Genomic DNA, 23937 nt, shown 5'->3' with positions numbered 1-23937 from the left:
CAGCCCCTCGAGTGTATACTGCTAACATAGTGATGATACGTAGTCTCGTTTTCACCACAACGAACTACGCGGACGGATGCAACTTCGCACACCACGCTCATGACACGTCATCCAGCTCCTCAATCGGACCCTTGTCAGGCAGGCACGGACTCACTGCAACGACTCACGAAGTTCATACGGGACATGGGATATGCCACAAGCGTTCCACTCATTGCAGAGCGGATTCTTTCCGGCTTCTCCGAAGCATCCCGGCACTCTCACGGGCTACTGTATCTGTTTGACCGTGAGCGAGAATGTTTCCGCCTGGTGGATGTACCCCCGCCGACTCCTTCAATAGCGCCTCCCGTCGTTCCTCTCAATCACCCCCTCGTTCAACAGCTGGCTGATCGCCAAGATATACTCGACTCGTCCGTACTGGCCGACCCCCTATGCATGGGATCGTCGGACAACACCACGGATGCCCAGTTCGCCATGCTTCCCCTCCATCTAGCCGTCCCGCTGCTGAATCGAGGTCGGTTGATCGCCTTCGTAGGACTCCGATCTCCGAGAGAATCCCCCGTCATCCTCTCTTCCCCCCTGGAACTACTGACCGCGATGGCCCAGAGCGCCGCCAATGCGATCGACTCTCTCCTGTTGTACGAGGATCTTCGGCAATCTCAAGTCCTCATGCGGCGAACTGATCGACTGCGTTCTTTGGAAACCATTGCAGGGGGCTTCGCGCATGAAATCAGAAACCCCTTGACCTCCATCAAAACCTTCATTCAGCTGGCTCCTGAACGGAAGGATGACAGCCAGTTTATCGATGAATTCAGCCGCATTGTGCTCGATGACGTCAATCGGATTGAGCGGTTGATTCAAGAGGTTCTCGACTATGCTCGATACATGGAACCTCAGTTGACCAATGAGGATCTGAATGAAATCGTCTCGTCGTGCCTGTATTTCATCCACGTGAAGGCCGACAGCCGAGGAATCAAGATTGAAAAAGATTTGGCGCCGGAGCTTCCTCGTGGCATGTTAGATCGGCAGCAAATCAAACAGGTCATCTTAAACCTGCTCTTGAATGCGATGGATGCCATCGGCGAAAAAGCCGGAACGCTTCGGGTACGGACCACGAGGCTCCAAAAAGCGGGCGGTGAGGTGTGGACGCAGATACGGATCGAAGATACCGGGCACGGCATCTCGCCTGAAAACCTTGACCACATCTTCGATCCGTTCTTTACCACCAAACATGCGAGCACCCTGAACGAAGGAACAGGTTTGGGACTGACCATCGCGCATCAGATCGTTCAGGAGCATCGAGGAGAGATTCAAGTTCAGAGTACGGAAGGGATTGGAACGACCTTCCTCATCAATCTTCCATCCCATCAAAAATAGACGTAAGGAGCGCTTGTGGAAAGTTTGGTTGTTAAGAAGCGAGTGCTGTTGATCGATGACGATCCACGAGTCCGTGCCTCCCTCAAGATGGTTCTTGAGCCGATTTATGACATTCTCCAGGCCGGCGATGGACAGGAGGGGCTCGACGTGTTTCGGAAAGACGAGCCCGACCTCATCCTCCTGGATGTCATTCTCCCGGGAACCGACGGCCTCGCGGTGCTTCAAACGCTTCGCATGGAGAGCAAGATGACTCCTGTCATCATGCTCACAGGCACTAAATCCGTCAAAACAGCTGTTGACGCCATGAAGTTCGGAGCCGCCGACTATCTCTCAAAACCGTTCGACGTCGATGAGCTCCGCATCATCATCGATCGCGTCCTGAACTCTTCCGAACTGGAGCGAGAGGTCAAGCAGCTGCGGGCTCAAGTCGTCCAGCGCTATGCCTTCCATAATCTGATCGGTAAAAGCCAGGGTATGCAGGAGATCTACTCAAAAATCGAACAAGTCGCCGACAGCCGTACCACTGTGCTCATTACTGGAGAAAGCGGCACAGGGAAGGAATTGGTCGCGAAAGCCTTGCACTACAACAGTTCTCGGCGCGAACGTCCCTTCATTGCCTTGAACTGCGCAGCCTTGCCTGAAACGCTCATTGAAAGCGAACTGTTCGGCCACGAAAAAGGGTCGTTCACGGATGCCACAGCCCGGCGCGTCGGACAGTTCGAATTGGCGAATACCGGAACGTTGTTTCTGGACGAAATCGGCGACTTAAGTCCGGTCACACAGGCGAAACTTCTGCGTGTCATCCAAGAGCGTGAGTTTACGAGAATCGGTGGGGTTCAGTCGATCAAAGTCGATGTCCGCATCGTGGCGGCGACGAACAAGAATCTTGATGACCTGGTTCGAAAATCGCAGTTTCGAGAGGACCTCTACTACCGCATCAACGTCATTGCGCTCTTTCTCCCTCCACTCCGTGAGCGCGGTGAGGATGTCCCCCTCCTGGCCAAACATTTCCTTGAGAAACGACTGGAAGAGGAACGACGCCCTCGGATCGATTTCGGGAAAGACGCACTGGAGCTTCTGACACGCTATTCTTGGCCGGGCAACGTTCGCGAGCTGGAAAACGTCGTCGAGCAAGCGTTCATCTGGTCTCAACATGCCGCGCAAATCATGCCGGAGCATTTGCCGACGTTGATCAAGAACGACTCCCGTTCAACGTCGCTTCGGGACGATACCCTCGCGGGTCGCATGTCGCTTGAAAAAGCCGTGATGGAGTTTGAACGAGAGATTATCCTTGATGCGCTGAAACGGACCAATTACGTACAAACCCATGCCGCAAACCTACTGGGAATCAGCCGACGGATGCTGAAATACCGAATGGATACCCTCAACATCGGTCGCCCGGATAATTCCTCCCCGCAAGAGTCAGACCTACCCATGCAAGAATGACACACGTCCATGCAAGAACGTCACACTTATTCACAGATTATCCTCATTGGCCTGTTAGCAATATAGGAATCCTACCATGTTACGGTCTACGTATAGTTGCTCGTACCCCACAACAACACTCTATATTGAAATTAAATATAACTACGTAAAAAGGAATGAGAATTGCTTACTATGAAAGCGGCTTGGAGTAAGTAAAGAGCATGGCAACGGTTTCTTGTCAGCCTGAAACACAACCCACAGTCCTGGTAGTTGATGATGAAGCGGGGCCACGCGATGCCCTTAACGTGATTCTTCACACTTTCTGCAACGTTCGTTCGGCAGAAAACGCCAAGACAGCCCTAGAAATCCTCGGTCAGGAACCCATTGATCTGATCACGCTCGATCAAAAGCTTCCGGATCGTCATGGACTCGACCTCCTCAGAGACATCAAGCACTATCGCCCTGACGTGGAGGTCATTATCGTCACGGGATACGGGAGCCTGAAGGCTGCGATGGAGGGCGTCCGCCACGGAGCTGCGGGCTATTTGCTTAAGCCCTTCAACGTGAACGAGCTGACCACCCTCATCCAACAGACGATGGACAAGAAGCGCCGACTCGACTTTCTTCGTCGCTGCCTTCGAACACTACCGGACCTTTGGGGATCGGAGGAAGAAAGCGCACGTGCATGGGATAAGGTGAAGGCGGGATATGCCTCGCTCTCCGTTCACTCGCAGAGCCATGATGTCTTGCGGCAAGACGAGATGACCCTGCTGCCACTCTTGTCCGATGCTCTGGAGGCCACAGACCGTCAATTACTCACCCATTCGAGCAGAGTGAGTTTCTATGCGACCTTGATGGCTAGCCGACTCAATCTTATCGTCTCCGAGCAAAAAGCATTGGCCTTGGGAGCTTTTCTGCATGATTTAGGAAAAACAAGCTTCCCCTCATATAGGTTTTCAGAAGACCAGGTCCTTCCGTCCGGCGAGGCATCCGTCTGTAGAGAACACGTCGACAGAGGCGTGCGGATGATTGCGCCGTTGGGTTTACCGATTGAGGTGAGGCAAGTTATCGCGTCCCATCATGAGCAATGGGATGGACACGGCTACCCTCGTGGACTCCGAGGCCCGGATATTCCCTTACTGGCTCGTATTGTCGGCATCGCCCAAACGTTTGATCATCTGACCGCCGACGCCCCTGGGCGCGTCGCGCTGCCGCAGGATGTCGCAATTCGCCAGATCTCACTTCAATCTCACACGCATTTTGATCCGCTGCTGCTGGAACTCTTCGTTCATGTGGTAAAGGACTCCCCCGTCTCGCCTCCCGCCATGGACATTGCCCCGGCCGCTTGATCTATTCATGCGCTCCGGCGATCAATTCCGCCGCCGCAGATCGAGTCTTTGAAGTGATTCGCTCGCCACCCAGCATCCGCGCAATTTCGCCCTCACGACTTATGCCGGTCAGCGAACGCACCGTCGCCACCGTCCGCCCCTTCACGTCCGATTTTTCAACCGAGACGTGATGCTGCGCTTGAGAGGCGACCTGAGGCAGATGAGTGATGCACAACACTTGATGGTATCGGCCCAACTCCCTGAGCCGTTTCCCGATCGTGGCTGCGACCGCCCCTCCAACTCCCGTATCGATCTCATCGAAGATCAAGACGGGCACATGATCGACATCGGCAAGGACGGATTTCACCGCCAGCATCACCCGCGAGAGTTCGCCGCCGGATGCTATGCGAGATATCGGTTTCAAGGGCTCGCCGGCATTGGTCGACAGCAGAAACTCAACACGATCGCTCCCATCAGGGCCGTAGACTTCGTCAGGCCCGCTCGGCATGACTTGGACGAGAAACCGTACCGATCCCATTTTCAGCGCACTGAGCTCTTTGCCCACCAATTTCGTCAACCGATCGGCGGCTTCCGCTCGCTTCACAGAAAGCGCCCGGGCCAGCGCCGAGAGGGTGTGTTGTTGTTCCCCAACAAGACGATCATACCGATCAAGCTCGCTGTCCGATTGCCGAAGTCGGTCCAGCTCTTGTTTCACTCGAGCCTGAGTCTCTAAGGCGGCTTCGATCGTCCCCCCGTATTTCTTTTTTATTTTCTGGATAACAGCCAAACGGTCCTCGATCACATTAAGTCGCAGAGGGTCAGCCTCCAGTCCCTCGGCGTAACCACGAATGGAATCGGCGACTTCTTTCAGAAGTACTTTGGCCTCGGATGCGAGCCGACCTGTTCCCTCCATCGCGGGATCGATCTGAGCCAACTCTCCCAACGCGCGCTCCATCAATGCCAGATTCACCAAAATACCGTCAGGATCGCCTTGAATTCGTTCCTGCGCTTCCAAGGCCAACTCAGCCAGACGCCGAGACGCTCCCAACCGATGGCGTTCGGCCACCAGCAACTCTTCTTCGCCCAGACGGCAGGCGGCCTCATGCAATTCCTGCTGTTGAAAACTCAACAGGTCTTCTTGCTGGGCTCGCTGCTGGAGAGTCGCGGCAAGCGCAGCGCGTTCTTCGCGCGTCCGTACCCATTCACGATGGATTGATCGATAGCGAGACCGTATTTCCTGCAGACGACCGAAGGCATCCAGAACCTCAAGCTGAGCAGAGCTGGACAGGAGCGATTGCTGGTCATGCTGGCCATGGATATCGACAAGCGTACCGGCGAACTCTTCCAGCACATGGACCGGGCTTAAAACGCCATTCAGGTACACCCGGTTTCTTACCGAGCGCGCAATGATGCGTCGAATGATGAGCTGAGAATCGTTCGGGCCAAGGACGTCTTTGGCCCGCAGCCGTTGCAGGAGAGGATGGGCGGGTGGAATCTCAAACGACGCTTCAAGCTGGGCTTCGTCTTCACCAAATCGAATTTGGTCGCTGGAGGCTCGCCCACCGACAAGCAGCGCCACCGCATCGATTAATAACGACTTACCGGTCCCTGTCTCTCCGGTCAATACGGTAAATCCTGAGTCCATGTTCAGACTCAGTCGTTCGATCACGGCAAAATTCGCAATGCGCAGCTCAGTGAGCATAGCTGCAACAGTGGCAAGTTCTAACTAACGGCAGACCTCGGGACACTGAACATCCCTCCCGCCGACTGAACGTATCGCTGAAACAGCGAACTCATTGCTCACAACGGTTGACCAGGAAATCCACAGCGCAGCAAGCCTACACCTGCGTTGAACACACCGGAGACCCGTTATTTCAGCATTACGCTAGGCCATCCCGGCATGCTGAGCGAGTAGTGAGTCGATCATTTCTTTGAACTGGCGCTTTGGCCTGGCACCCACCAGCTTCTCAACCGGCTGGCCGTTCTTAAAGAAAAGAATGGTGGGGATACTCATCACCTGGTAACGACCCGCCACCTCAGGATTCTCGTCGGTGTTCAGTTTTCGAACCTTCAGCTTCCCGGCATATTCTTTTGCCAATTCGTCGACGATGGGAGCTACCATTTGGCAAGGGCCGCACCATACCGCCCAAAAATCGACCATGACGAGTTCGGAGGCCTTCATCACTTCGGCATCCCAAGTGGAATCTTCGACTTTCAAGGCGTCACCAGCCACGTCTGCGCCCTCCTTCAGGGTTGAGATCATTGATACATGATTGCATGGGCATCGTACCCCACCACTGTTTTTAGTGTCAAACAGGGATCACCGTCCGCTGCGCACTCCCGGCAACGGAGCGGCTGTCTCAGGCGCCGGCGGAGGAATCCCATAGGGTCCGCCCAGCGTCGCCCACGGGAGACCCCGTTCACCCCACAGAAGCGGGCTCAAGAGAGTCCGCATGACGACAGTCCCGGCGCTTTCGGTCCAACCGATTCCCGTGAGGCTCAACATAAAGCTGTATTGCTCACGGTCCGGAAACTTCAAGTAATACAGGCCCACCGACCAACACCTGCACGGATTCTGATACAAGGCGACGGCGTCCAACTCCGGACTTCGTCCATTTTTGACATCGTAGTAGGCCTTGGCTCCGAGCGTCCACCCCCAGGGGGTACGGAACGCCCCCCCCATGGTCACAAACTGAATTTCCCTCGTCGGAGCAAATACCTCGTTGAATGAGATCGGGTTCCAGACGTCGCCTCGCCGGACCCGGTTCCCATCTCTCGTGTACCGCTGACCCACTTCGAAATACCAGTTGGTGCCCTCTTGAAATCGAAGATCCGTATTGAATTGACTCACCCCAGGCTGGTAGGGATCGAAGAACGCATCGACCGTCAGATACCGGTTGATCGGCGGTCGAAGAGCCCACGCCTGCGCCGCACGTCCGACGACCGGGGTCTCCAACCACGCCGTCGTCATCAACGTCGGCAGATTGTTGCCGATCACGGCCCGCATCCAGATATCGGAAAACTTCTTGCCTTGGATGGGCACCGTGGCCGGCTGGAGCGGCTGGGTGAACGATCCGAGGAAAGGGGCGACGCCCGGCGTGAACTCCCTGGCCAGCGTCTGTGCATCGCCGACGTGATAGCTCTGAGCCAACGTGAGATCGAGCCAGTTGAACGCATTCGTCTTCCCGGATTCCAGCACGCGACTGCGCAGCAGATAGGTCAGCAAATTCTTCTTCGGAAGGTCGTCCACTTGGTCGATTTGCGTCACTTTCGATTGATCAGTCGACGGCACATATTCGTACATGACCGTGGGCTCGAGGGTATGCAACAGATTGCTTCCGTCGGCAAGGGAAAATCGGCGCGTCACTTTCGATGTGGCATCCACCCCCAACCAAAACGTCTCCCGATGTTGACCTTCATCCGATTGCGCCCCTCTGCTGTAATAGACCTCACGAAACTTCGCTTGCGGTCGAATCCCGACCATATGCCCGAGCTGCAGAATGTCCGTCGAAATACTGGGAACGACATTGATCCGATTCAGCGAAAATCCTTGATCGCGATAAAAATTGACGTAGTTCCCTTCCATGCCCAGCAAGATAGGCGAATTGAATAGTGAGACGGAGGGAAGGCTATAGCCAACTTCCGGAAGGCGTTGAAACGTATCCTTTCCTCCGGCTTGTAACGGTTGCAGATACAGGCCCAGAAGATACAGGTTGCCGTAGGAGAAGCGCTGGGTCATCAAGAGGTTCGATTCGCTGCTCGGCGAGGCGCGGAGTATCCCTGAATTGCTCAGCTGTTGGAAATAGTTCGGATCGGTGACCAAGTTGGCGCTGGCACGGAGCAGCAACGTATCAGTGAGATATTGTGTATGGGTTCCGATGAGTGCCGCTCGTGCCTGCTTGACATCTTCCCCGGTGTCCGTGATGCCGGAGACATTGGGAAGCTGCGTCTGTTGCAGGTAACTCACGTACCACTTGCCTCGAGACCGCCGGTCCAAGACATACCGATATTCAAAATCAGACCCATATCCGAGGTCGCTGTAATAGGACGGTGTGACCGTCAGATCCTGACTCGGATTGATCGCCCAAAAAAAACTCTGCTTCAGGTGGAACCCAAATCGAGTGTCATAACTCGGGGCCGGAATCAAAAAACCGGTTTGTCGTTTGGTCATGGGAAAAGAGAAGGTGGGGAGCGGAATCGTCGGCACGTCTAAGACACAAAACCACCCGCCCTTGACTCCCAACGTGTCCCCCATGGTCAGATCCAGATCCTTAAACCGAAAGCGCCATGCCGGCACTTCTCCATCTTGCGCATCACAATTCGTGAAGCGGCCGTCTTTGACTCGGTAATGGTATTCGGAAAATCTCTGCAGGAGGCGGCCGGATATCGATGAGTTGGTTGTCGGAGCGTAGAGCTGGGCATGTGTCGCCACCCCGGCTTCCGTATTAACATTGAGCTCCATTCGTTCAGCCGTCACATCGGCCTGCGGGTCCGTTAAATGAACATGGCCGACGGCGGTGAGAATCCCCGGCAAGACTTGAATGGTGGCGTGGTCAGCCGTGAGCGTGATCGCCCCCTGCCGAATCACCACCGATCCGTTTGCTTCATACACCTCTTGATCTTGTCGATAGTCGATTCGCTCGGCCGTGATATCGAGAGGAGCCGAACCGGCAGGCGACGCTCCTGCCCCCGTTCGGTCGTCCGCCGCTGCTCCGGGAAAGGGAACGAGAGAGAGGATGGCGACAATGAGAACGAGCCGGCGGCGGACCCACGCGAGAGGACCCGCCATGCTAGCCACGAATCGGTGACAGCCCACAGCCACGCACTGCCGCTTTGATATCCCCGAGGAGCATCAACGATCCCGCGATACAGATGAGATCGTGAGGCATGGCCCGGCTCCTGGCCACGGTCAACGCGTCCATGGGAAGAACGGCCTCGAGCACCGGCCCTTGCCATTCACGCAGCGTTGCGCGGAGTTCTTGGACCGTCGCGGAGCGCGCGAGGGTCGCCTGCGTCAGCACGATTTCCGACACACAGGGTAAGAGTGGCGCGATAAATCCCCGGCGATCTTTATCCCGCATCATACCCCATACGAGGATAATTCGTGATGTCGGGTGACTGGCGGAAAAGTCTCTGAAATACTCCGCGAGCGCATGAGCGGCGGCAGGGTTATGGGCGCCGTCGAGCACAACCTGGGGGTACTCGCCGATGACTTCCAGACGACCTTCCCAGGAAACCGTGCGCAGGCCGTTGCGAACGGCTACGGCATCCGCGGCAAATCCGGCCCGATCCGCCGCTTCAAGAAGCGCCAACGCACAAGCGGCATTGTCCCACTGGTGACGCCCCGCCAAGCCGCAGGTCAGGCCCTCCCACACGCGAGTCGGTCCTCGATACGTCAGCCGCTCGGAGTGATCTCCATCAACAGCAAAGTCCCGGCCAAGCTGCCACAGGGGAGCTGCGCGATCCTGCGCCACCCGGCGCAGCACGTCTTCCGCTCCCTGCCCCACCCGGCCGATCACAACCGGGACGCCAGGCTTGATGATGCCCCCTTTTTCAAATGCGATCGCCTCCTCCGTGTGTCCCAAATATTCTTGATGGTCCAGACCAATGGTCGTGATCGCGCTGGCCAGCGGTTGTTCAACGACGTTGGTTGCATCGAACCGTCCGCCCAACCCCACTTCCAATACGGCGACATCGACTTCCGATTCCGCGAAATGGAGGAATGCCAGAGCCGTCGTCATCTCAAAAAACGTCGGTTCCAGGCTCTCGTCGAGAACGGCCCGCAATCGGGCGATCAACTCCTCGACGTGGTGCTCCGCAATCATGGATCCATTGATGCGAATCCGCTCCCGAAATTCGATGAGGTGAGGAGACGTATAGAGCCCGACCCGCCGGCCTGAATGCTGAAGGACGGCCGCCACCATCGCCGCCGTCGACCCCTTGCCGTTGGTGCCTCCGATATGAAGGACGCGAAGCGCGCGATGAGGATTGCCGACCCGGTCCAACAGAATCCGCATGGTCTCCAGGCCCAGCTTAATGCCGTGCTTCTGAAGCGCGTAGAGGTACTCGATCATGGAGGAGTAGCTCATCAATAAGCCGGAAGGACGCAGAAGGCTAAAAATGATTCACGAGGGTGCCGACCGTCTCCTTGAGACGCTTGCGCTCGACGATCATATCGATCATGCCGTGTTCGAGAAGAAACTCGGCCCGTTGGAACTGATCCGGCAACTGTTGCTTGATGGTTTGTTCGATGACACGAGGTCCGGCAAAGCCGATCAACGCTTTCGGCTCCGCAATGATGACATCGCCCAACATCGCCACGCTGGCTGTGACGCCGCCGAACGTCGGATCGGAAAGAATCGAGATAAACGGCAGTTTGGCCTCGCCCAGCTTCGCGACCGCCGCCGAGGTCTTGGCCATCTGCATCAACGAGAGGATGCCTTCCTGCATCCGCGCGCCCCCGGACGCGGTGACCAGGATGACCGACAGTTTCAGCTCCAATGCCCGATCAATCGCGCGACAGAGCTTTTCCCCGACCACAGACCCCATACTCCCGCCCATAAAACTAAAATCGAAGACACAGAGCACCACCCGACGTCCGTTGACCAGGCCTTCGCCGATGACGAGCGCATCCTTTCGGCCGGTCTTTTCTTGATGGGCCTTGACCCGATCTCGATACGACTTGGTATCTTGAAAACTCAAAGGATCCTGCGCTTCTAAACCCGCATCCCATTCCTTGAACGTCCCGAGATCGATGAGCAATCCAATCCGTTCAGTGACCGAGATCGGAAAATGATAATCGCACTTCGGACAGACTTTGTTGTTCCGATCGACCTCCTTACGGTACACGATCTCCCGGCAATGATTGCACTTGAGCCACATCCCCTCGCTGCCTTTCGAACGTGGCGGCGGAACGGATTCTGCGGGCTTTTCTTTCTTAAACCACGCCATGCTTATCGCCTTACTGTATCCTACCCGTTCGATGCATTGCTCCGCACAAATCGCCGGAGAATAGCACAGGGCTCCCCCCGATGCACCTTTCTGCGCATTGCACCCGAGACATCAGACCGCGTCAGTGCCCAAGAATCGAGGGACTCAGCTTCGCCAACATCCATACCCCGACGAGGACACTGGCGAGACTGGCACATCCCTGAATCCCCACAAAAAGCCGCTGGCTCATCGAACGGGAATAGATGACCGGCACGCTCATGGTTACCCCGATCACCATCATGCCGATGATCGATCCGACGCCGAAGACGAGGATCGCCACAAGTCCGCCGGCCATGGTCGTCGTCGTGGCCAGAATCATCAGCATCAACGCTGCCGATCCGGCAAGTCCATGGACCATGCCGATACACAGCGGACGAACCGCATCGGTCATCCAATGCCGATGGCGATGATCTCGTTGTTGCCGGTGGCTGTGCAGGTGGACATGCGGCTGACCGTCGTGGTCATGGCTATGGACGTGCCACCGCTCCCGATATAGTTTCAAGGCGAGACTCCCCCCAAGTACGATCAGGAGCATCCCTACTCCCGATTCGGCCATGACTTCAAATCCGGCAGGAATATGGAGTCCCCAGGCCAGCACGATTGATCCGACCAGCAGCAGCGTCAGCGTGTGGCCGGTCCCCCACCACAATCCGACGGCGCCGGACGCCAGAAACGACGGCCGCTCGGCAAGAACGGTCGAAACCGCTGCGAGATGATCTGTATCCAGGGCATGCCGCAGTCCCAGCAGAAAACCAATCCCCAGCAGCGTGACTAAATCGGCATCGGGCGTCCAGAAATCCAACATTGAGGTCGAGGCTTCCATCACGGTTCATACCGACACGAGCACTGAAAGAGGCCGATACCGACTCGATGAGATACGTGCCTCTCTCATCCACCACGGGCATGCATTTCCAGATGAGGATCTTCCCGGAGCCGATCGATCTCGATCAACCCTCCGTCTCGAAGCCCCACTCGTTCCAACGCCTTCCGCTCCTCAGCCCCACGATCGCGACGAGCAGCCCATCCCGACCGAATGATGTCCCGCATATGCGCCGGCTGCGTATTCACACGAAGAGGCTTGCGGAGATCAACTCCCGATCCCGCATACAAGCACAAATACCACAACCCGTCGGCGGTGACACGACTGCGGTCGCACTGCGCGCAAAACGGTGTCGTCGTCGACGGAATAATCCCAAAGATCGTGCCGTCCGGCAAGCAAAATCGTTGGGCGGGAGCGGCCCCACGTTCTGGAAGCGCCGTGATTCGACCGTACCGTCGCGCGAGCGTATCGAGGATCATGTCCTGAGACAGGACTTTGGCCAGGCTCCACTCGTTGGCTCCCCCGACATCCATGTATTCGATGAACCGCACCTCGGCCTGATAGCGCTTGCCCCATTCGATCAGCTCGCTCAGTTCATCGTCGTTGAATCCACGAATGACGACCGTGTCGAGCTTCAGATGGGTAAAGCCCGTCTTCCCAACCGATTCCATGCCTTCCAGAACTCGTGCGAATTCATCCCGCCCCGTCAGTTGACGAAACCGCTCCGGCTTCAGGGTATCGAGACTGACGGTGACGCGGTCGAGGCCGGCATAGTAAAGGTCCTGGACGGACTCGGCCAGTAATACGCCATTCGTCGTCAAGGCCACTTCGGTAATTCGTCGATCCTGCCGAAGCAGCCGAACCAGCCGCGCCAGATCGCGACGCAACAAGGGCTCACCCCCGGTCAGTCTGACCTTATCGACACCGAGATCGGCAAAATAGCCTACGAGCGTCGCCATTTCTTCGAAGCTTAGGATATCCTCACGCGGCAGCCAGGCGTACTCCGGTTCCGGCATGCAATACCGGCATCGAAGATTACAGCGATCGGTAACGGACAGCCGCAGGCTGCCAAGCGGCCGACCGAATACGTCCTGTACCACTACGGGCGCTACCCTTTCCGTGAATTCATCCATCCCTTACCGCCGACCTTTATCTTCGTTTTTCACTCTGTTTTCTTGCGCTTCACGTTTCACGCCCTACGTTTCACCTTTCACGCGTCACGAATTTAGGGGTGTTCTTCCACCCACACTTCGCCTTCAGGAGTATGTTCCAGCTTCCAGATCGGCGTGATCTGCTTGAGCTCATCGATCGCCCATCGGCATGCTCGGAATGCCTCGGCACGGTGCTCCGCCCCGGCGATGATCAACACAATATTTTCACCGATCGTGATGTCGCCATACCGATGGATGACGAGCAACTCGAGGATATCGAAATCTTTCAGCGCCCGTTCTCGAATCTCCCGCAGCTTCTTCTGCGCCATCCCTTCGTAATGCTCGAACGTAATCCCATCCACATCCCGTCCGCGAGATCGATCACGCGCAATACCTAAAAATGTGGCGATCCCCCCGATCCGTTTCGATCGGCTCCGCACTCGATCGAGTTCCTGATCGATGGAAAAATTCTCCCGCTGCACTCGGACGAACTGACTTTCCTCTGTCGGTTCCTGTCCTGATCCTCCGGCGAACGGGGGCAAGAGCGCGACCTCGTCGCCGTCATTGATGATCGTCTCGTCGTGCGCGATGTCCTGATTTACGGACACCAGCACCTTCTTCTTCTGAATCAATTCTCCGATCCCGGGATGGCTGGTCTCGATCGCGCCGACCAAGTCCTTGACCTGCCGGCCATTCGCCACATCCAACGACAGGGAACCCTGATTTCCCGCCAGCATTTTCGTCACACCGAACAATCGCACCGTAATCATCATGCCCCAACCCTAGCCTCAACCATTCCGTACATACGTCCCCGACTTCCCACCCGATTTGGAAAGCAGACAGACCTCGCTGAAACTCATCGCGCGATCCACCGCTTTGCACATGTCGTAAATGGTCAACGCCGCGACCGAAGCCGCCGTCATGGCTTCCATTTCGACTCCCGTCGGCCCCGTCGTCTTGGCCGTGGCCGTAATGGTGATGGAGCAGCGGCCTTCCGGATTCGGCTGAGACTCCTCCTTGAAAGAGATATCGACACTCGTCAGGAGAATCGGATGGCACATGGGAATGAGGTCTGGCGTCTTCTTCGCACCCATCACGCCGGCAACCTGGGCGACGGCCAGCACGTCCCCCTTCGCAATCTTGCCCCGTTGAATTTTTTCAAGGGTTTCCGGAAGAAGAAAGACCTTGGCCTGGGCCGTGGCGAAACGCTCAGTCGAACCCTTGGCACTGATATCGACCATCCGAGCCCGCCCTGATTCATTGAAGTGAGTGAATTCGGCCATTTTATCCGTGGAATCAGTACTTTACAACCGGCATGCAACGGGATTATAGGGGCCGCCGGAAACGAAGGTCAAGACGAAGCGCAGGGCATTCTGACCGAGGAGGACGTGTTTCGCATCGTATCGTGAAGATCATTCTCGACACCAACGTGCTGGTCAGTGCGTATACGGCACGCGGCATTTGCGCCGGCCTTTCCGCTATATTTCGGCCGAGCATGAGTTGATCGGAGAGGTGAGCCTCATGGAGCTTCGATACCTGTTGCGAGATCGATTCCGCGCATCACCAGAACTGATTTCCACTGTCAAGGCGAAGCTCCGCGACGAACACATCGTTCCAAAACCCACGAAACACTCGCCACTTCCCATTCGTGATCCCGACCAGTGGGTACTGACTTCAGCGATCGATGGCCAAACCGATCTGCTGGTCACAGGAGACCAAGATCTCTTAGTGAGAGCGGATCGGGCGCCTCTCGCCATCGTCGATCCTCGGGGCTGCTGGGATCGCCTCCGACGATAGCGAGCCTCCCGCAGTTGGAGGAACGGGATCGGGGGCGGTTACGGCAAGGGCTCAGGCCGGATACGGGTGGCGTCGATGGTGCCTGGGCCGGAGAAGACGATGTTGCCCGCGGCATCTTGCATCTCAACGAAGATGGTTCCATGGAGCTGCTCGCTACCGTTGATGAACTGGAACTTGTACCGGACCTTTTCCCTGCCGATCACGATGCCCGGCGAGGTGGAATGCTCGGGAGCCCCTTGGTAGAGCACCACGATCGTCGCATCGAAGCCGCCGTTCTTCGAACGGCGCCACTCGCCGTGACCCGACGTGGCAACCAGTGGGCCTAGCGGAGACTCCGGCAGATAGAGACGGCGTGATTCGACGAGATTTCCATCGGCGGTGAAGGTCAAGAGGGTCGTCTGTGGCGGCAGCGGAATGGTCGCGGAACGAGCAACCCCTTCCCAAGAGCCTGTCGGTGCCCGATCTTCGTGGGCAAATGCCGGTAATCCCATGGACACGGCGAGCGCACAGACGAATGTGCCCATGATCTTTCTCGCGTAACGCTGCTTCACAATGAACTCCTTGGTTGATAAGAGTAGGCCGCTCGCTTCCGCGGTCGAACTGTGGAAGATGTTGCCCGGTATCGTGCGTCTCAGCTTCTAAGTTCCATCAAATAACGGAACAACAGCGGCGCATTCTCAGCCGCCCCCCCTAATTTCGTCAAGGTCATTTTCCAAAGCGGTTCACGAGGCACGCGCGTACAGGCCATCAACATGGCCACCGCGAGCGACAGGCGTTTGCCCTAGAAAAACACCGCCCATTTTCAGTACACTCTCCCGAGACCTAGCCGCGTGGCCGGAAGGAACGACTGTCGTACAGGGTTTCACGAATGCAGCGAGGATTCCGATGGGACTTCTAAGCAGACTTCTCAACATGCCATCGTTCAACGGCGCCACCAATGCGCTCTTGATAGAGTTGGCCCTCCCTGAGCTCACAGAATCGCAGCGTTCTCAGCTCAAACGCCGAGTTCTTGAACTCTACAAAACCCACACGACGTCGGACGGATCGACCGACGACATCCTGGCGCAACTGAACCAAACGCCGCGCATTTTTCAGTTGAATATCGTGGCCCTTGCTATGAAAGATCTCGGTTATCCACCGCCGTTCAGAAAAGAAAAGATTCAGAAGATCAAGAATCCGTTCGATCCGGTCCATGCGGATGAATATGCCTTGCGGGCGGTTGCTCGACGCCTCAAGTGGCGCTATGGCGTCGAGATCTGGATCGCAGGAGAATCAATCAGTTTTGATTCATGGTAACGATGCCATCGCTTGACAGACCCGCGATGCGCGGTTATTCTCGCGTGGTTTCCCAACTAGGCCAGGAGGCATAAGAACCAAGATGCATATTTCTGCTCTGCGATCCCTGTTTCTAGCGATGTGCCTTTCTCCCCTTTTGTCGCTCGTCGCGTCTCCCGCTCACGCCGCGGAATTCAAGATGGGGGTGGTGGACCCGCAGTCGGTCTTGGAAAAATCCAAGGCGGGGAAGCGGGCGCTTGAAACGCTGAAGGAATACGTAGGAACCAGGCAAAAGCTCCTGGCCAAGGATGAGGAAGACCTTCGCAATACCGAGAAGCAATTGAAGGAGCAGGCACCGAAGTGGACCGACACGGAAAAGAAGGAAAAAGAGGGGCAATTCCGGACGAAGGTTCAGGACTTCCAGAAGCGCGCGCAAGAATTCAACATGGAACTCCAGAAAAAACAGAAGGAGTTGGTCGACGAGTACATGAAGAAAATCTCCGCCGCGACACAAACGGTCGCTGAAAAAGGAGGCGTGTCGATCGTCGTCGATAAAGGGAGCGAACAGACCGTCAAGATCGTGATTTACAATAAGGATACGATCGATCTCACCGAGCAGGTGATTAAGGAGTTCGATCGGACGAACAAGTAGGACTAGAGGATGGTGAAAAAGCTCACTGTCTCACCCACCTAACCCCTGCGCGCTTGCCTCGCGCCTGCGTCGACGCCCGACGCGGCGAAGCCGAGGGCCGAGACGCGCCTTTCACCGGGCAAGGCCGCAGCGAGCGAGAGACTGAGGCGTAGGAGGTTGGTGCGTTGAGGTCTTGAGCGATGCGACCTGCCTCGCGAAGCCGCTTCGGCAAGGCGGAGAACGACGCTGGATGGCTTTTGCAACAGCCTTACTCCAGCGGATAACCGGCCTCGCGCCACGCACGAATCCCTCCATCCATCGAGATCACGTTTCCATACCCCATCCGTTGCAACGCATCGGCCGCCAGCGCCGATCGATACCCTCCGCCGCAATAGAGCACCACTGAGTCCTGCTTATCAGGAACCACCGACTCGATATCCCGCTCGATGATCCCCTTCCCAAGATGTCGAGCGCCTCGAGCATGGTCCTTGGCGAATTCATGATCTTCTCGAATGTCGATGAAATGGAACCGTTCGCCCCGGTCGAGACGAGCCTTCACCTCGGCCACGCTACACTCCTTGACACGTCGTTTGGCCTGTTCGACAAGTTGCAAGAACCCTGGATTATGCTTCACGCCTCCTCCTCTCTTCAAAAGAGCGATCCCTGTTCCACGCCCGGACGACGAAACGTCCGTGGAGCCGCGATCGTAGCATTCTCAGTAAATCCTGCCCGTCGTCTGGCCAGATCGAACAGCTGTTCGATCACCTCCCAATAGGGGCCTTGTCCGGCCTGCCGCTTGAAAAATCGGCGCTCCGTCAACGCCCCGCCCCTGATTTCACGGAGTCGATTGGTAATCTTTCCGATCCGCTCCGGAAAGGCCTCTTCCATCCGCTCCAAAAACACCGTCTCCAGGCTGCCGGACAGTCTCAACAGGCTAGAGGTCGCCGTGCGGGCGCCGGCACCGTACGCGCGATCCAACAGTTCAGGAATATCCGCTTCATTCAGACCAGGAATGATCGGCGCGATTGAAATACCTGTTGGAATTCCAGCGTCGGAAAGCGCCTTCATGGCGGAGAACCGTTTCGTAGTCGACGGAGCCTGGGGCTCTACTGTCCTGGCCATCTCGTCCGACGCAAAGGGAATACTGAAATAGACCAGGGCACAGGCCTCATGGTGTAACTGCACGAGCACATCAAGATCGCGCAAAACCAATGCGCCTTTCGTAATAATTCCCACGGGATTGCGATAGTCCGCACAGACGTGCAAACAGGCTCGGGTCAACCCGTACTCTGCCTCAATCGGTTGGTAGCAGTCGGTATTTCCTGAAAAGACGATCAGCTCTCCATGCCACGAAGGCTTCTCAAAGGCGCGCTGAAGCAGGCGCGGCGCATCCGCCTTTACCACGATCTTGCTCTCGAAATCGGTTCCCGCGCCGAATCCCCAATACTCATGGGATGGACGCGCATAACAATAGGCGCAAGCATGAAAGCAGCCTCGATAGGGATTGACACTCCATCGAAACGGTAAATCCGGGCTATCGTTGCGGCTCAGGATCTCTCGCGTCTCGTCTGCATACACCGTCAACTTCGGCGACGCCGGCGGTTCCAGAAGTTCCCGATGTCTGGACTCGAATGGATTAGGAGGATTTTCGATTTGACGCATCCCACACATCCTGTCCTTCATACCCGATCGATGTCAATTCCCACACCTGAGTCGTCGGTTCACGGCCTCTGGATCGGCTGCTTCATTGACTCTCCAGAAATCAGGTGCTAGATTCCAACCGCTTTTAAGGAGCACGCTGTGTACGACCTGAAGGCTCTCCGCGAAAATCTTGATCATATCCGCGAGACGCTTGGACGACGCGGGAACGACGTTCCGTGGGATGATCTTCGCAAATTGAGCGATGAACGACGCACACACACCATGCAGGTTGAACAGCTGCGACAAGACCTCAATAAGGGTTCTGAAGAAGTCGCTCGGCTGCGTCGAGCCAAAGAACCGGCTGAAACGGCCATGGCCGCGATGAAGCAGTTGGGGGATCGCATCAAGGACGCCGAGGGCGATCTCCGAAAAGTGGAGGACGCGCTCACCGACGTTGCGCTTCGCATCCCCAATCTTCCCCATGCCTCGGTCCCAGTGGGGGCTGATGCCTCGAAAAACGTCGAAGTCCGTCGATGGGGCGCCGTGCCGTCTTTTTCCAGCCCTCCCAAACCTCATTGGGAAGTCGGAGAGCATCTCGGCATCTTGGATTTCGATCGAGCCGCGAAGATTGCCGGAGCCAGGTTTTCCGTCATGACCGGGGCCGGTGCCAGGCTGGAACGAGCGCTGATCAACTACATGCTTGATCTCCACACCACTCAACACGGATATCGAGAGGTGCTGCCTCCCCTCATGGCGAATCGCGCGTCGATGACTGGAACCGGTCAGCTTCCGAAGTTCGAGGAAGATCTCTTCCGCATGAAGGATGAAGACTACTTCCTGATTCCGACTGCGGAAGTACCGGTGACGAACCTGCATCGTGAGGAAATCCTGGGTGGAGACCGCTTGCCGCTCCGCTATACGTCTTACACTCCTTGCTTCAGACGAGAGGCAGGGTCCTATGGAAAAGACACGCGAGGTCTGATTCGGCTTCACCAATTCAACAAAGTTGAACTCGTGGCATTTACGACTCCGGATCGTTCCTACGAAGAGCTTGAACGGCTGACCAGCCACGCGGAGTCGATCTTGCAGGGCTTGCGCCTCCCCTATCGCGTCATCGCACTCTGCACGGGAGATATGGGGTTTTCCGCCGCCAAGACCTACGATCTTGAGGTGTGGCTGCCGTCTCAGCAGCAATACCGCGAGATTTCGTCCTGCAGCAATTTCGAATCGTTTCAGGCCAGACGAGCGAGCATCAAGTATCGGCTGACCGGAGGAAAGAAAGAGGCGAAAGCCGACTTTGTCCATACGCTCAATGGGTCCGGACTGGCCGTCGGACGAACCGTGGTGGCCATCTTGGAAAATTTTCAGCAGCCTGACGGCTCGGTCGAAATCCCTCCGGTGCTGCGGCCATACATGGGAGGGATCGAAAGAATTACGAGACAGTGATCTTCACCACCGATCAGAGCTGCCAATTTACCAGCCTGGGGTTCACGACCTTACGGAAAGCATGCAGAGCACAATTAAAATGTCAGGAGTCTTTGTTTCGGGTCTTCAGTCGGCCATTCGTGTCATGGGCTGACTCCGGTCTATTTTTCCTTGTGCGCGTTAACATCAAACCCTCCTCGATAGGTTCCTCGTTGATGCCCCATCAATGGCGTCGAGGAAATCTCGAAATGCCCATTCTGCAAACAGCCCTGCCTGACATTTGTCACATACCGGAAATTTTGAGATTTCTAGTGGTTACACTAGTGTCCAGACATGTGGAGAAATGCTACATAAACAGGTAGCCTACAATGTCAATGTTATGTCTCTCATGCTCTTTACGTCAAAAGCGATGAGCGTACGATGCGAGGTGCATTATGACTACGACGCAAGCTGCTGAATTGCGAGTCAAGTGGAAACAGCAGCCGAATCCTCCCAAGTGCGAACATTTGAACCTTGAATTGGAATGGAGCGAGGGCGGCTATCGGACTGGAAATTACAACTGCATTCTGTGCGGAGAGAACGTGGTGAAGACATGCGGACAAACATAAGAGAGTCGAATCTGCGTTCCGAACATCCGCGCCATTCAACCGCCGCATCCTGACTATCCTCCCCCGAACCGGTTCCCCTTCCCGCATGGAGTTGAGTGCCATCCCCTTTACTTCTTGGCGCTGAAGCGTCATCCACTTAAAAGCCAATGACCCTAGGCAACTTACTCGTATGACGCTCTCGGCAAGAGCATGTAGATTTTATTTGTTAGGCAACCTAGCTACAAAGGACACCGTGAGATATGAGTTGAAGCACTCCGTTGAACCATCAGAAGTCACATTGAAGGGACCTCATCCAAGTCATGCTAACCGGGAGGCGATTTATGATGACTTCAAAAGTTGGTCGAGTGTCGTCAGACATGATCGTATTGTTGCTTGGACTATTCATCCCGCTTCAGATGAGTGACGTCGCCTGTGCGTTAACGGAGATGAAAAGAAGCCCCTGTGAAATACCGCCTGGGCTGAATGCGATGCGCGCCGAACAAGATGAGAGGGATACCCATATCATTTCCGGCGAGCTGATAAGTACCGACGGCGATTATTATTTCGTCAAGGACGAAACGGGAAAAGAAGTGAGCCTGCTTTCCGACCAGAGGACAGTGAAGCCTGTCATCGAGAAAGGAAACCGCATTACGGCTTATGTCGACGATGACAATTATGCCCTATGGATTCGATCCAACGAGAGTACAGATCGCCGAAGCGACCATGCCTCGCTTGACTGCAATCCAGGTTAAACGCGGAGGCAGTTTCTTTCACTGAGATCCACGTGTCAACCTAACCCGCGGCAAGACTCCACGCGAGCAGGTTACGAAGCGCTTACACCTGTAGCTCCCGGCACGACGGGCAGATCCTGCTCCGTCATTGAGTTAGGTCCCATTGGCTTTGCCGCACCGCTTCAAAAACGACCTTCACCTCCGTCTGCCTTCAACAAGTTCGCTGCACCCGGCATGAGCGGCATCATACCTGATCGGTCACTGGTGGTCTTGCGTTAAACTGGAGATGGCGAATATGCTGAATGTACAGTCCTGATCTGTGCAACATGCCCACGGAAAATGAGAATGGAGCGAACTCATGGATTCACTTGTCACGTGGACTAAGGTCGTGTACGCCCTACATGCATTCAGCTTGCTGACCGGCATCATCGGCACCGCCACGGTGGTCGGCGCTTTCCTCACCGGCTGGCCGTCGATCATCGCGGTCATTCTGAACTACATCAAGCGGAGCGAGGCTCGCGGCACCTGGCTTGAATCGCACTTTCGCTGGCAGATTCGAACCTTTTGGTTTGGGCTGCTCTGGATTTCCCTCTGCGGGGCCTTCATCATCGCAACCTTGGGGATCGGCCTCCTCTTCATGTGGCTCCCGATCGGTCTGGTCGGATTGTGGTTCGTGTATCGCATCATTCGCGGCTGGATCACTCTTGGCGATAGACGCCCAATGTACGTGTGAATGAGACGACGCAGAAAAAAACGCATTGCGACTTCTGTAGTCATCACAGACATCGCGGTTTAGGACGATGCTGAACAGCCACGCAGGATGCGCAAAAGTCCGTCCAGCAAGGCCGCAACGAGCGAAAGGCCGAGGCGTACGCGGTTGGTACGTTGAGGCCTCGAGAGATGCGAGAACGCCGTTGGCGGACTTTTTCCGCATCCTGCTAGACGGCCTTCATGAGCACACCACTCCCCGGTCCACTTGGGGCCCCTGTCTTAGGGTGGTCTCAATTGCACGGCCGAAAACTGTGAACCCCGCGAAAAACCGCGAAACCCCAGCATGAGCACTGCCAAGAACGTTGCCCACTGTAGTACCGTCCTCTACCGCCGTTTACCGTCTATTACCGTAGGTTACCGCGATCTATTCTCCCGTTTATTTCCTTGTCCTCCCCTCGCTTAAAGAGCACCGTTTACCTTATCGAGATTGCGCTAGCCGGAACATCATGTGTTGATCGTTCAAAGTCACGTTGTAATTCGTAAATGAGTTGTCCTTTCGGAGAATTTTTATTTCGTATCGCAACCCAGCAGGCAGCGATGGTTCGAAAATTCTCAAATTCAAACGGCTTTCCGTGACTATTAAGAATCATACTTTGAGCGGTCGAAACCAACGGTAGGCAAGCATAGCCGAACATGCCAATGAGTGACGGCTGTGGAAATTGGAATGCGAGCGGCGTGATAATTTCTTCAATCTCATTCGTTAGAGAGCAAGAACCATCGTCTAAGGTAGATGCCTCCAGGATTTGACCCGGTTGCTCAATCAGCTTCGACACGTCAACGGCGATGATTCCTAACGAATTCGCATTTTTGATTTGAGTAAATGCACTGTCCACATTATCGCTTAGCGTGGTATTGCTCATCGGACGTTTACATTCAATCCGAATCGCATCCTCATTATGTAAAAACACAATATCACTCGTGAAAGATTCGCCTGGATGACTAGCGATAAGTCTCGTGTTTCTAAATCCATCGACAGAAAGAATCGGTACTTTTGGACCGTGAAACAGCTTCCCAGCCAGCATGTAGACAAAGCCATCATTCCGAGGTCGGTTTGAATTAAAACTTTCGCCTTCAGGGAGGATAGTTCCCTTTTTAAGGACAAACGAAATCCTCTCTTTCAAACCTGGAAAGAATTCTGCTTCCTTCACCCAACCGTCGTAGACACCTAAGATTTCCATTGCCTGGAAATGAGCAAGGAAATGTGCGTTTGAGTGTCGGCCGTCGTAGTACTCAATCAAGAGTTTCTTATAGGTTGCCGCGCGTCCATGTTCTAGTCCGACCCAGAGCAAAGCCTCCTCTAATCGTGCCAAGAGTGCCGGGACCGAATGTTTCCATTTTCTGGTCGTGTCGTTATTCATTGCAGGTAACTCTCCTCACAGCATCTCGACCAACCCCTGAATCGTCTTCGATGCATTTCCTTCACTCCGATTGTTCACGAGCACATACGATCGACTTCTGGCCTTCAATGCCCCTCCTCGCCAAGGCTGATCCGACGCACCCCCAGTATGCGGCGTTCCAAAAGAGTTGGGAAGTATACGTCAAGCGTACGGACGAACCGGCTCACGGTTCAGTGCGTTTACTCTGCCGCACCAGAACCCCTATCCGGGTATCAATACTCACCAGCAGCTCATGAAGGCTAAAGAGCAGGATGGCCCCTTCACACATCATGCGCCACATCAGATTACCTATCAGGAGGACTACGATTCCGCCCAGGCGAGTCGCAATCGGACCGGCCGCATACTCAGCCAGAGCATCGGGGGACACGATCGACAACAGCCCGGCAGCGGTTATGAAGCAGGCTCCGACAAGATAAACCACTTTAATCAACTGGGGAGTCACTAATTCCCGAAAGGCAAAATACTCCGAGTAGAAGCTCGTGTATCTCACCGATTTTACTCGCTGTGCACTCAATGCCTGCTCACACACGGAGCACTTCGTGGCCGAGACATCATGTTCCGTGAAACATTGTGGGCATTTCATAGATACTCCTC

General features: G+C 55.6%; 24 protein-coding genes. 10 read left to right on the top strand and 14 right to left on the bottom strand.

Annotation, left to right across the window (positions count from 1 at the left end):
* Positions 1-99: 99 nt before the first annotated feature.
* From COMA2_RS14640 to COMA2_RS14630, 3 genes are all read left to right on the top strand, one after another.
* Positions 100-1374 carry an ATP-binding protein gene (locus tag COMA2_RS14640; protein WP_090899783.1) on the top strand — a complete coding sequence of 425 codons (1275 nt, stop codon included), beginning with the start codon at positions 100-102 and terminating at the stop codon, positions 1372-1374.
* A 15-nt stretch (positions 1375-1389) separates the two neighbouring features.
* Positions 1390-2820 (top strand): sigma-54-dependent transcriptional regulator, encoded by a 1431-nt coding sequence (locus tag COMA2_RS14635; RefSeq protein WP_245631041.1) that lies wholly within the window; start codon positions 1390-1392, stop codon positions 2818-2820.
* Positions 2821-3020: 200 nt separating this feature from the next.
* Positions 3021-4148 (top strand): HD domain-containing phosphohydrolase, encoded by a 1128-nt coding sequence (locus COMA2_RS14630; protein ID WP_090899780.1) that lies wholly within the window; start codon positions 3021-3023, stop codon positions 4146-4148.
* Between the two features lies 1 nt (position 4149).
* Here the strand turns inward: COMA2_RS14630 and recN are convergent, their stop codons facing one another.
* The 9 genes from recN to moaC form a co-directional block, all read right to left on the bottom strand.
* Positions 4150-5829, bottom strand: coding sequence for a DNA repair protein RecN (recN, locus tag COMA2_RS14625; protein ID WP_090899777.1), 1680 nt, complete (start codon positions 5827-5829; stop codon positions 4150-4152).
* A gap of 183 nt (positions 5830-6012) precedes the next feature.
* Positions 6013-6390 carry a thioredoxin gene (trxA, locus tag COMA2_RS14620; protein WP_090899772.1) on the bottom strand — a complete coding sequence of 126 codons (378 nt, stop codon included), beginning with the start codon at positions 6388-6390 and terminating at the stop codon, positions 6013-6015.
* Between the two features lie 57 nt (positions 6391-6447).
* Entirely contained in the window at positions 6448-8916 is a 2469-nt protein-coding gene (locus tag COMA2_RS14615; protein ID WP_090899769.1) for an LPS-assembly protein LptD, read from the bottom strand.
* A gap of 1 nt (position 8917) precedes the next feature.
* Positions 8918-10201: a bifunctional folylpolyglutamate synthase/dihydrofolate synthase gene (locus tag COMA2_RS14610; RefSeq protein WP_175304632.1), complete on the bottom strand. Its 1284-nt coding sequence runs from the start codon at positions 10199-10201 to the stop codon at positions 8918-8920.
* A 40-nt stretch (positions 10202-10241) separates the two neighbouring features.
* Positions 10242-11078 carry an acetyl-CoA carboxylase, carboxyltransferase subunit beta gene (gene accD / locus COMA2_RS14605; protein WP_090899763.1) on the bottom strand — a complete coding sequence of 279 codons (837 nt, stop codon included), beginning with the start codon at positions 11076-11078 and terminating at the stop codon, positions 10242-10244.
* Between the two features lie 121 nt (positions 11079-11199).
* Complete coding sequence (locus tag COMA2_RS14600) at positions 11200-11940, bottom strand: hypothetical protein (protein WP_090899760.1); 741 nt, start codon at positions 11938-11940, stop codon at positions 11200-11202.
* Between the two features lie 65 nt (positions 11941-12005).
* Entirely contained in the window at positions 12006-13070 is a 1065-nt protein-coding gene (gene moaA, locus COMA2_RS14595) for a GTP 3',8-cyclase MoaA (RefSeq protein WP_090899758.1), read from the bottom strand.
* Positions 13071-13162: 92 nt separating this feature from the next.
* On the bottom strand, positions 13163-13861 hold the full coding sequence (locus tag COMA2_RS14590; RefSeq protein WP_090899756.1) for a molybdenum cofactor biosynthesis protein: 699 nt from the start codon (positions 13859-13861) through the stop codon (positions 13163-13165).
* Between the two features lie 15 nt (positions 13862-13876).
* Positions 13877-14371, bottom strand: a complete 495-nt coding sequence (gene moaC / locus COMA2_RS14585; protein ID WP_090899753.1) for a cyclic pyranopterin monophosphate synthase MoaC — start codon at positions 14369-14371, stop codon at positions 13877-13879.
* Positions 14372-14609: 238 nt separating this feature from the next.
* Here moaC and COMA2_RS14580 point away from each other — a divergent pair, with 238 nt between their 5' ends.
* Positions 14610-14885 (top strand): hypothetical protein, encoded by a 276-nt coding sequence (locus tag COMA2_RS14580; RefSeq protein ID WP_217490766.1) that lies wholly within the window; start codon positions 14610-14612, stop codon positions 14883-14885.
* 38 nt (positions 14886-14923) lie between these two features.
* On the opposite strand, the gene COMA2_RS14575 is transcribed toward COMA2_RS14580, so the two are convergent.
* Entirely contained in the window at positions 14924-15436 is a 513-nt protein-coding gene (locus COMA2_RS14575) for a hypothetical protein (RefSeq protein WP_090899749.1), read from the bottom strand.
* Positions 15437-15797: 361 nt separating this feature from the next.
* Between COMA2_RS14575 and COMA2_RS14570 the strand changes: the two genes are divergently transcribed.
* Together COMA2_RS14570 and COMA2_RS14565 are read left to right on the top strand one after the other, a co-directional pair.
* Positions 15798-16181: a hypothetical protein gene (locus COMA2_RS14570; protein ID WP_090899746.1), complete on the top strand. Its 384-nt coding sequence runs from the start codon at positions 15798-15800 to the stop codon at positions 16179-16181.
* A gap of 82 nt (positions 16182-16263) precedes the next feature.
* Entirely contained in the window at positions 16264-16812 is a 549-nt protein-coding gene (locus COMA2_RS14565; protein ID WP_090899743.1) for an OmpH/Skp family outer membrane protein, read from the top strand.
* Positions 16813-17059: 247 nt separating this feature from the next.
* Here COMA2_RS14565 and COMA2_RS14560 read toward each other — a convergent pair whose 3' ends face one another.
* Together COMA2_RS14560 and COMA2_RS14555 are read right to left on the bottom strand one after the other, a co-directional pair.
* Entirely contained in the window at positions 17060-17425 is a 366-nt protein-coding gene (locus COMA2_RS14560; protein ID WP_090899741.1) for a rhodanese-like domain-containing protein, read from the bottom strand.
* Between the two features lie 14 nt (positions 17426-17439).
* Complete coding sequence (locus COMA2_RS14555) at positions 17440-18453, bottom strand: PA0069 family radical SAM protein (protein ID WP_090899738.1); 1014 nt, start codon at positions 18451-18453, stop codon at positions 17440-17442.
* A 138-nt stretch (positions 18454-18591) separates the two neighbouring features.
* Between COMA2_RS14555 and serS the strand changes: the two genes are divergently transcribed.
* From serS to COMA2_RS14540, 4 genes are all read left to right on the top strand, one after another.
* The gene (serS, locus tag COMA2_RS14550; protein WP_090899735.1) at positions 18592-19878 is read left to right on the top strand and encodes a serine--tRNA ligase; all 1287 of its coding nucleotides are present in this window, start codon (positions 18592-18594) and stop codon (positions 19876-19878) included.
* Positions 19879-20291: 413 nt separating this feature from the next.
* The gene (locus COMA2_RS20275; RefSeq protein ID WP_175304631.1) at positions 20292-20465 is read left to right on the top strand and encodes a hypothetical protein; all 174 of its coding nucleotides are present in this window, start codon (positions 20292-20294) and stop codon (positions 20463-20465) included.
* Positions 20466-20785: 320 nt separating this feature from the next.
* Positions 20786-21196, top strand: a complete 411-nt coding sequence (locus COMA2_RS14545; RefSeq protein WP_139077396.1) for a hypothetical protein — start codon at positions 20786-20788, stop codon at positions 21194-21196.
* Between the two features lie 337 nt (positions 21197-21533).
* Entirely contained in the window at positions 21534-21908 is a 375-nt protein-coding gene (locus tag COMA2_RS14540) for a DUF4870 family protein (protein WP_090899729.1), read from the top strand.
* Positions 21909-22359: 451 nt separating this feature from the next.
* Here COMA2_RS14540 and COMA2_RS14535 read toward each other — a convergent pair whose 3' ends face one another.
* Positions 22360-23304, bottom strand: a complete 945-nt coding sequence (locus COMA2_RS14535; RefSeq protein ID WP_090899726.1) for a hypothetical protein — start codon at positions 23302-23304, stop codon at positions 22360-22362.
* Positions 23305-23506: 202 nt separating this feature from the next.
* On the bottom strand, positions 23507-23833 hold the full coding sequence (locus COMA2_RS14530) for a DUF4282 domain-containing protein (protein WP_175304630.1): 327 nt from the start codon (positions 23831-23833) through the stop codon (positions 23507-23509).
* Between the last annotated feature and the right edge of the window lie 104 nt (positions 23834-23937).

The sequence above is a fragment of the Candidatus Nitrospira nitrificans genome (assembly GCF_001458775.1).
In the GTDB taxonomy this organism is placed as follows: Bacteria; Nitrospirota; Nitrospiria; order Nitrospirales; family Nitrospiraceae; genus Nitrospira_D; species Nitrospira_D nitrificans.
The sequence above is the reverse complement of the archived record's forward strand: the minus strand, read 5'-3'. Positions and strand labels throughout refer to the sequence as shown.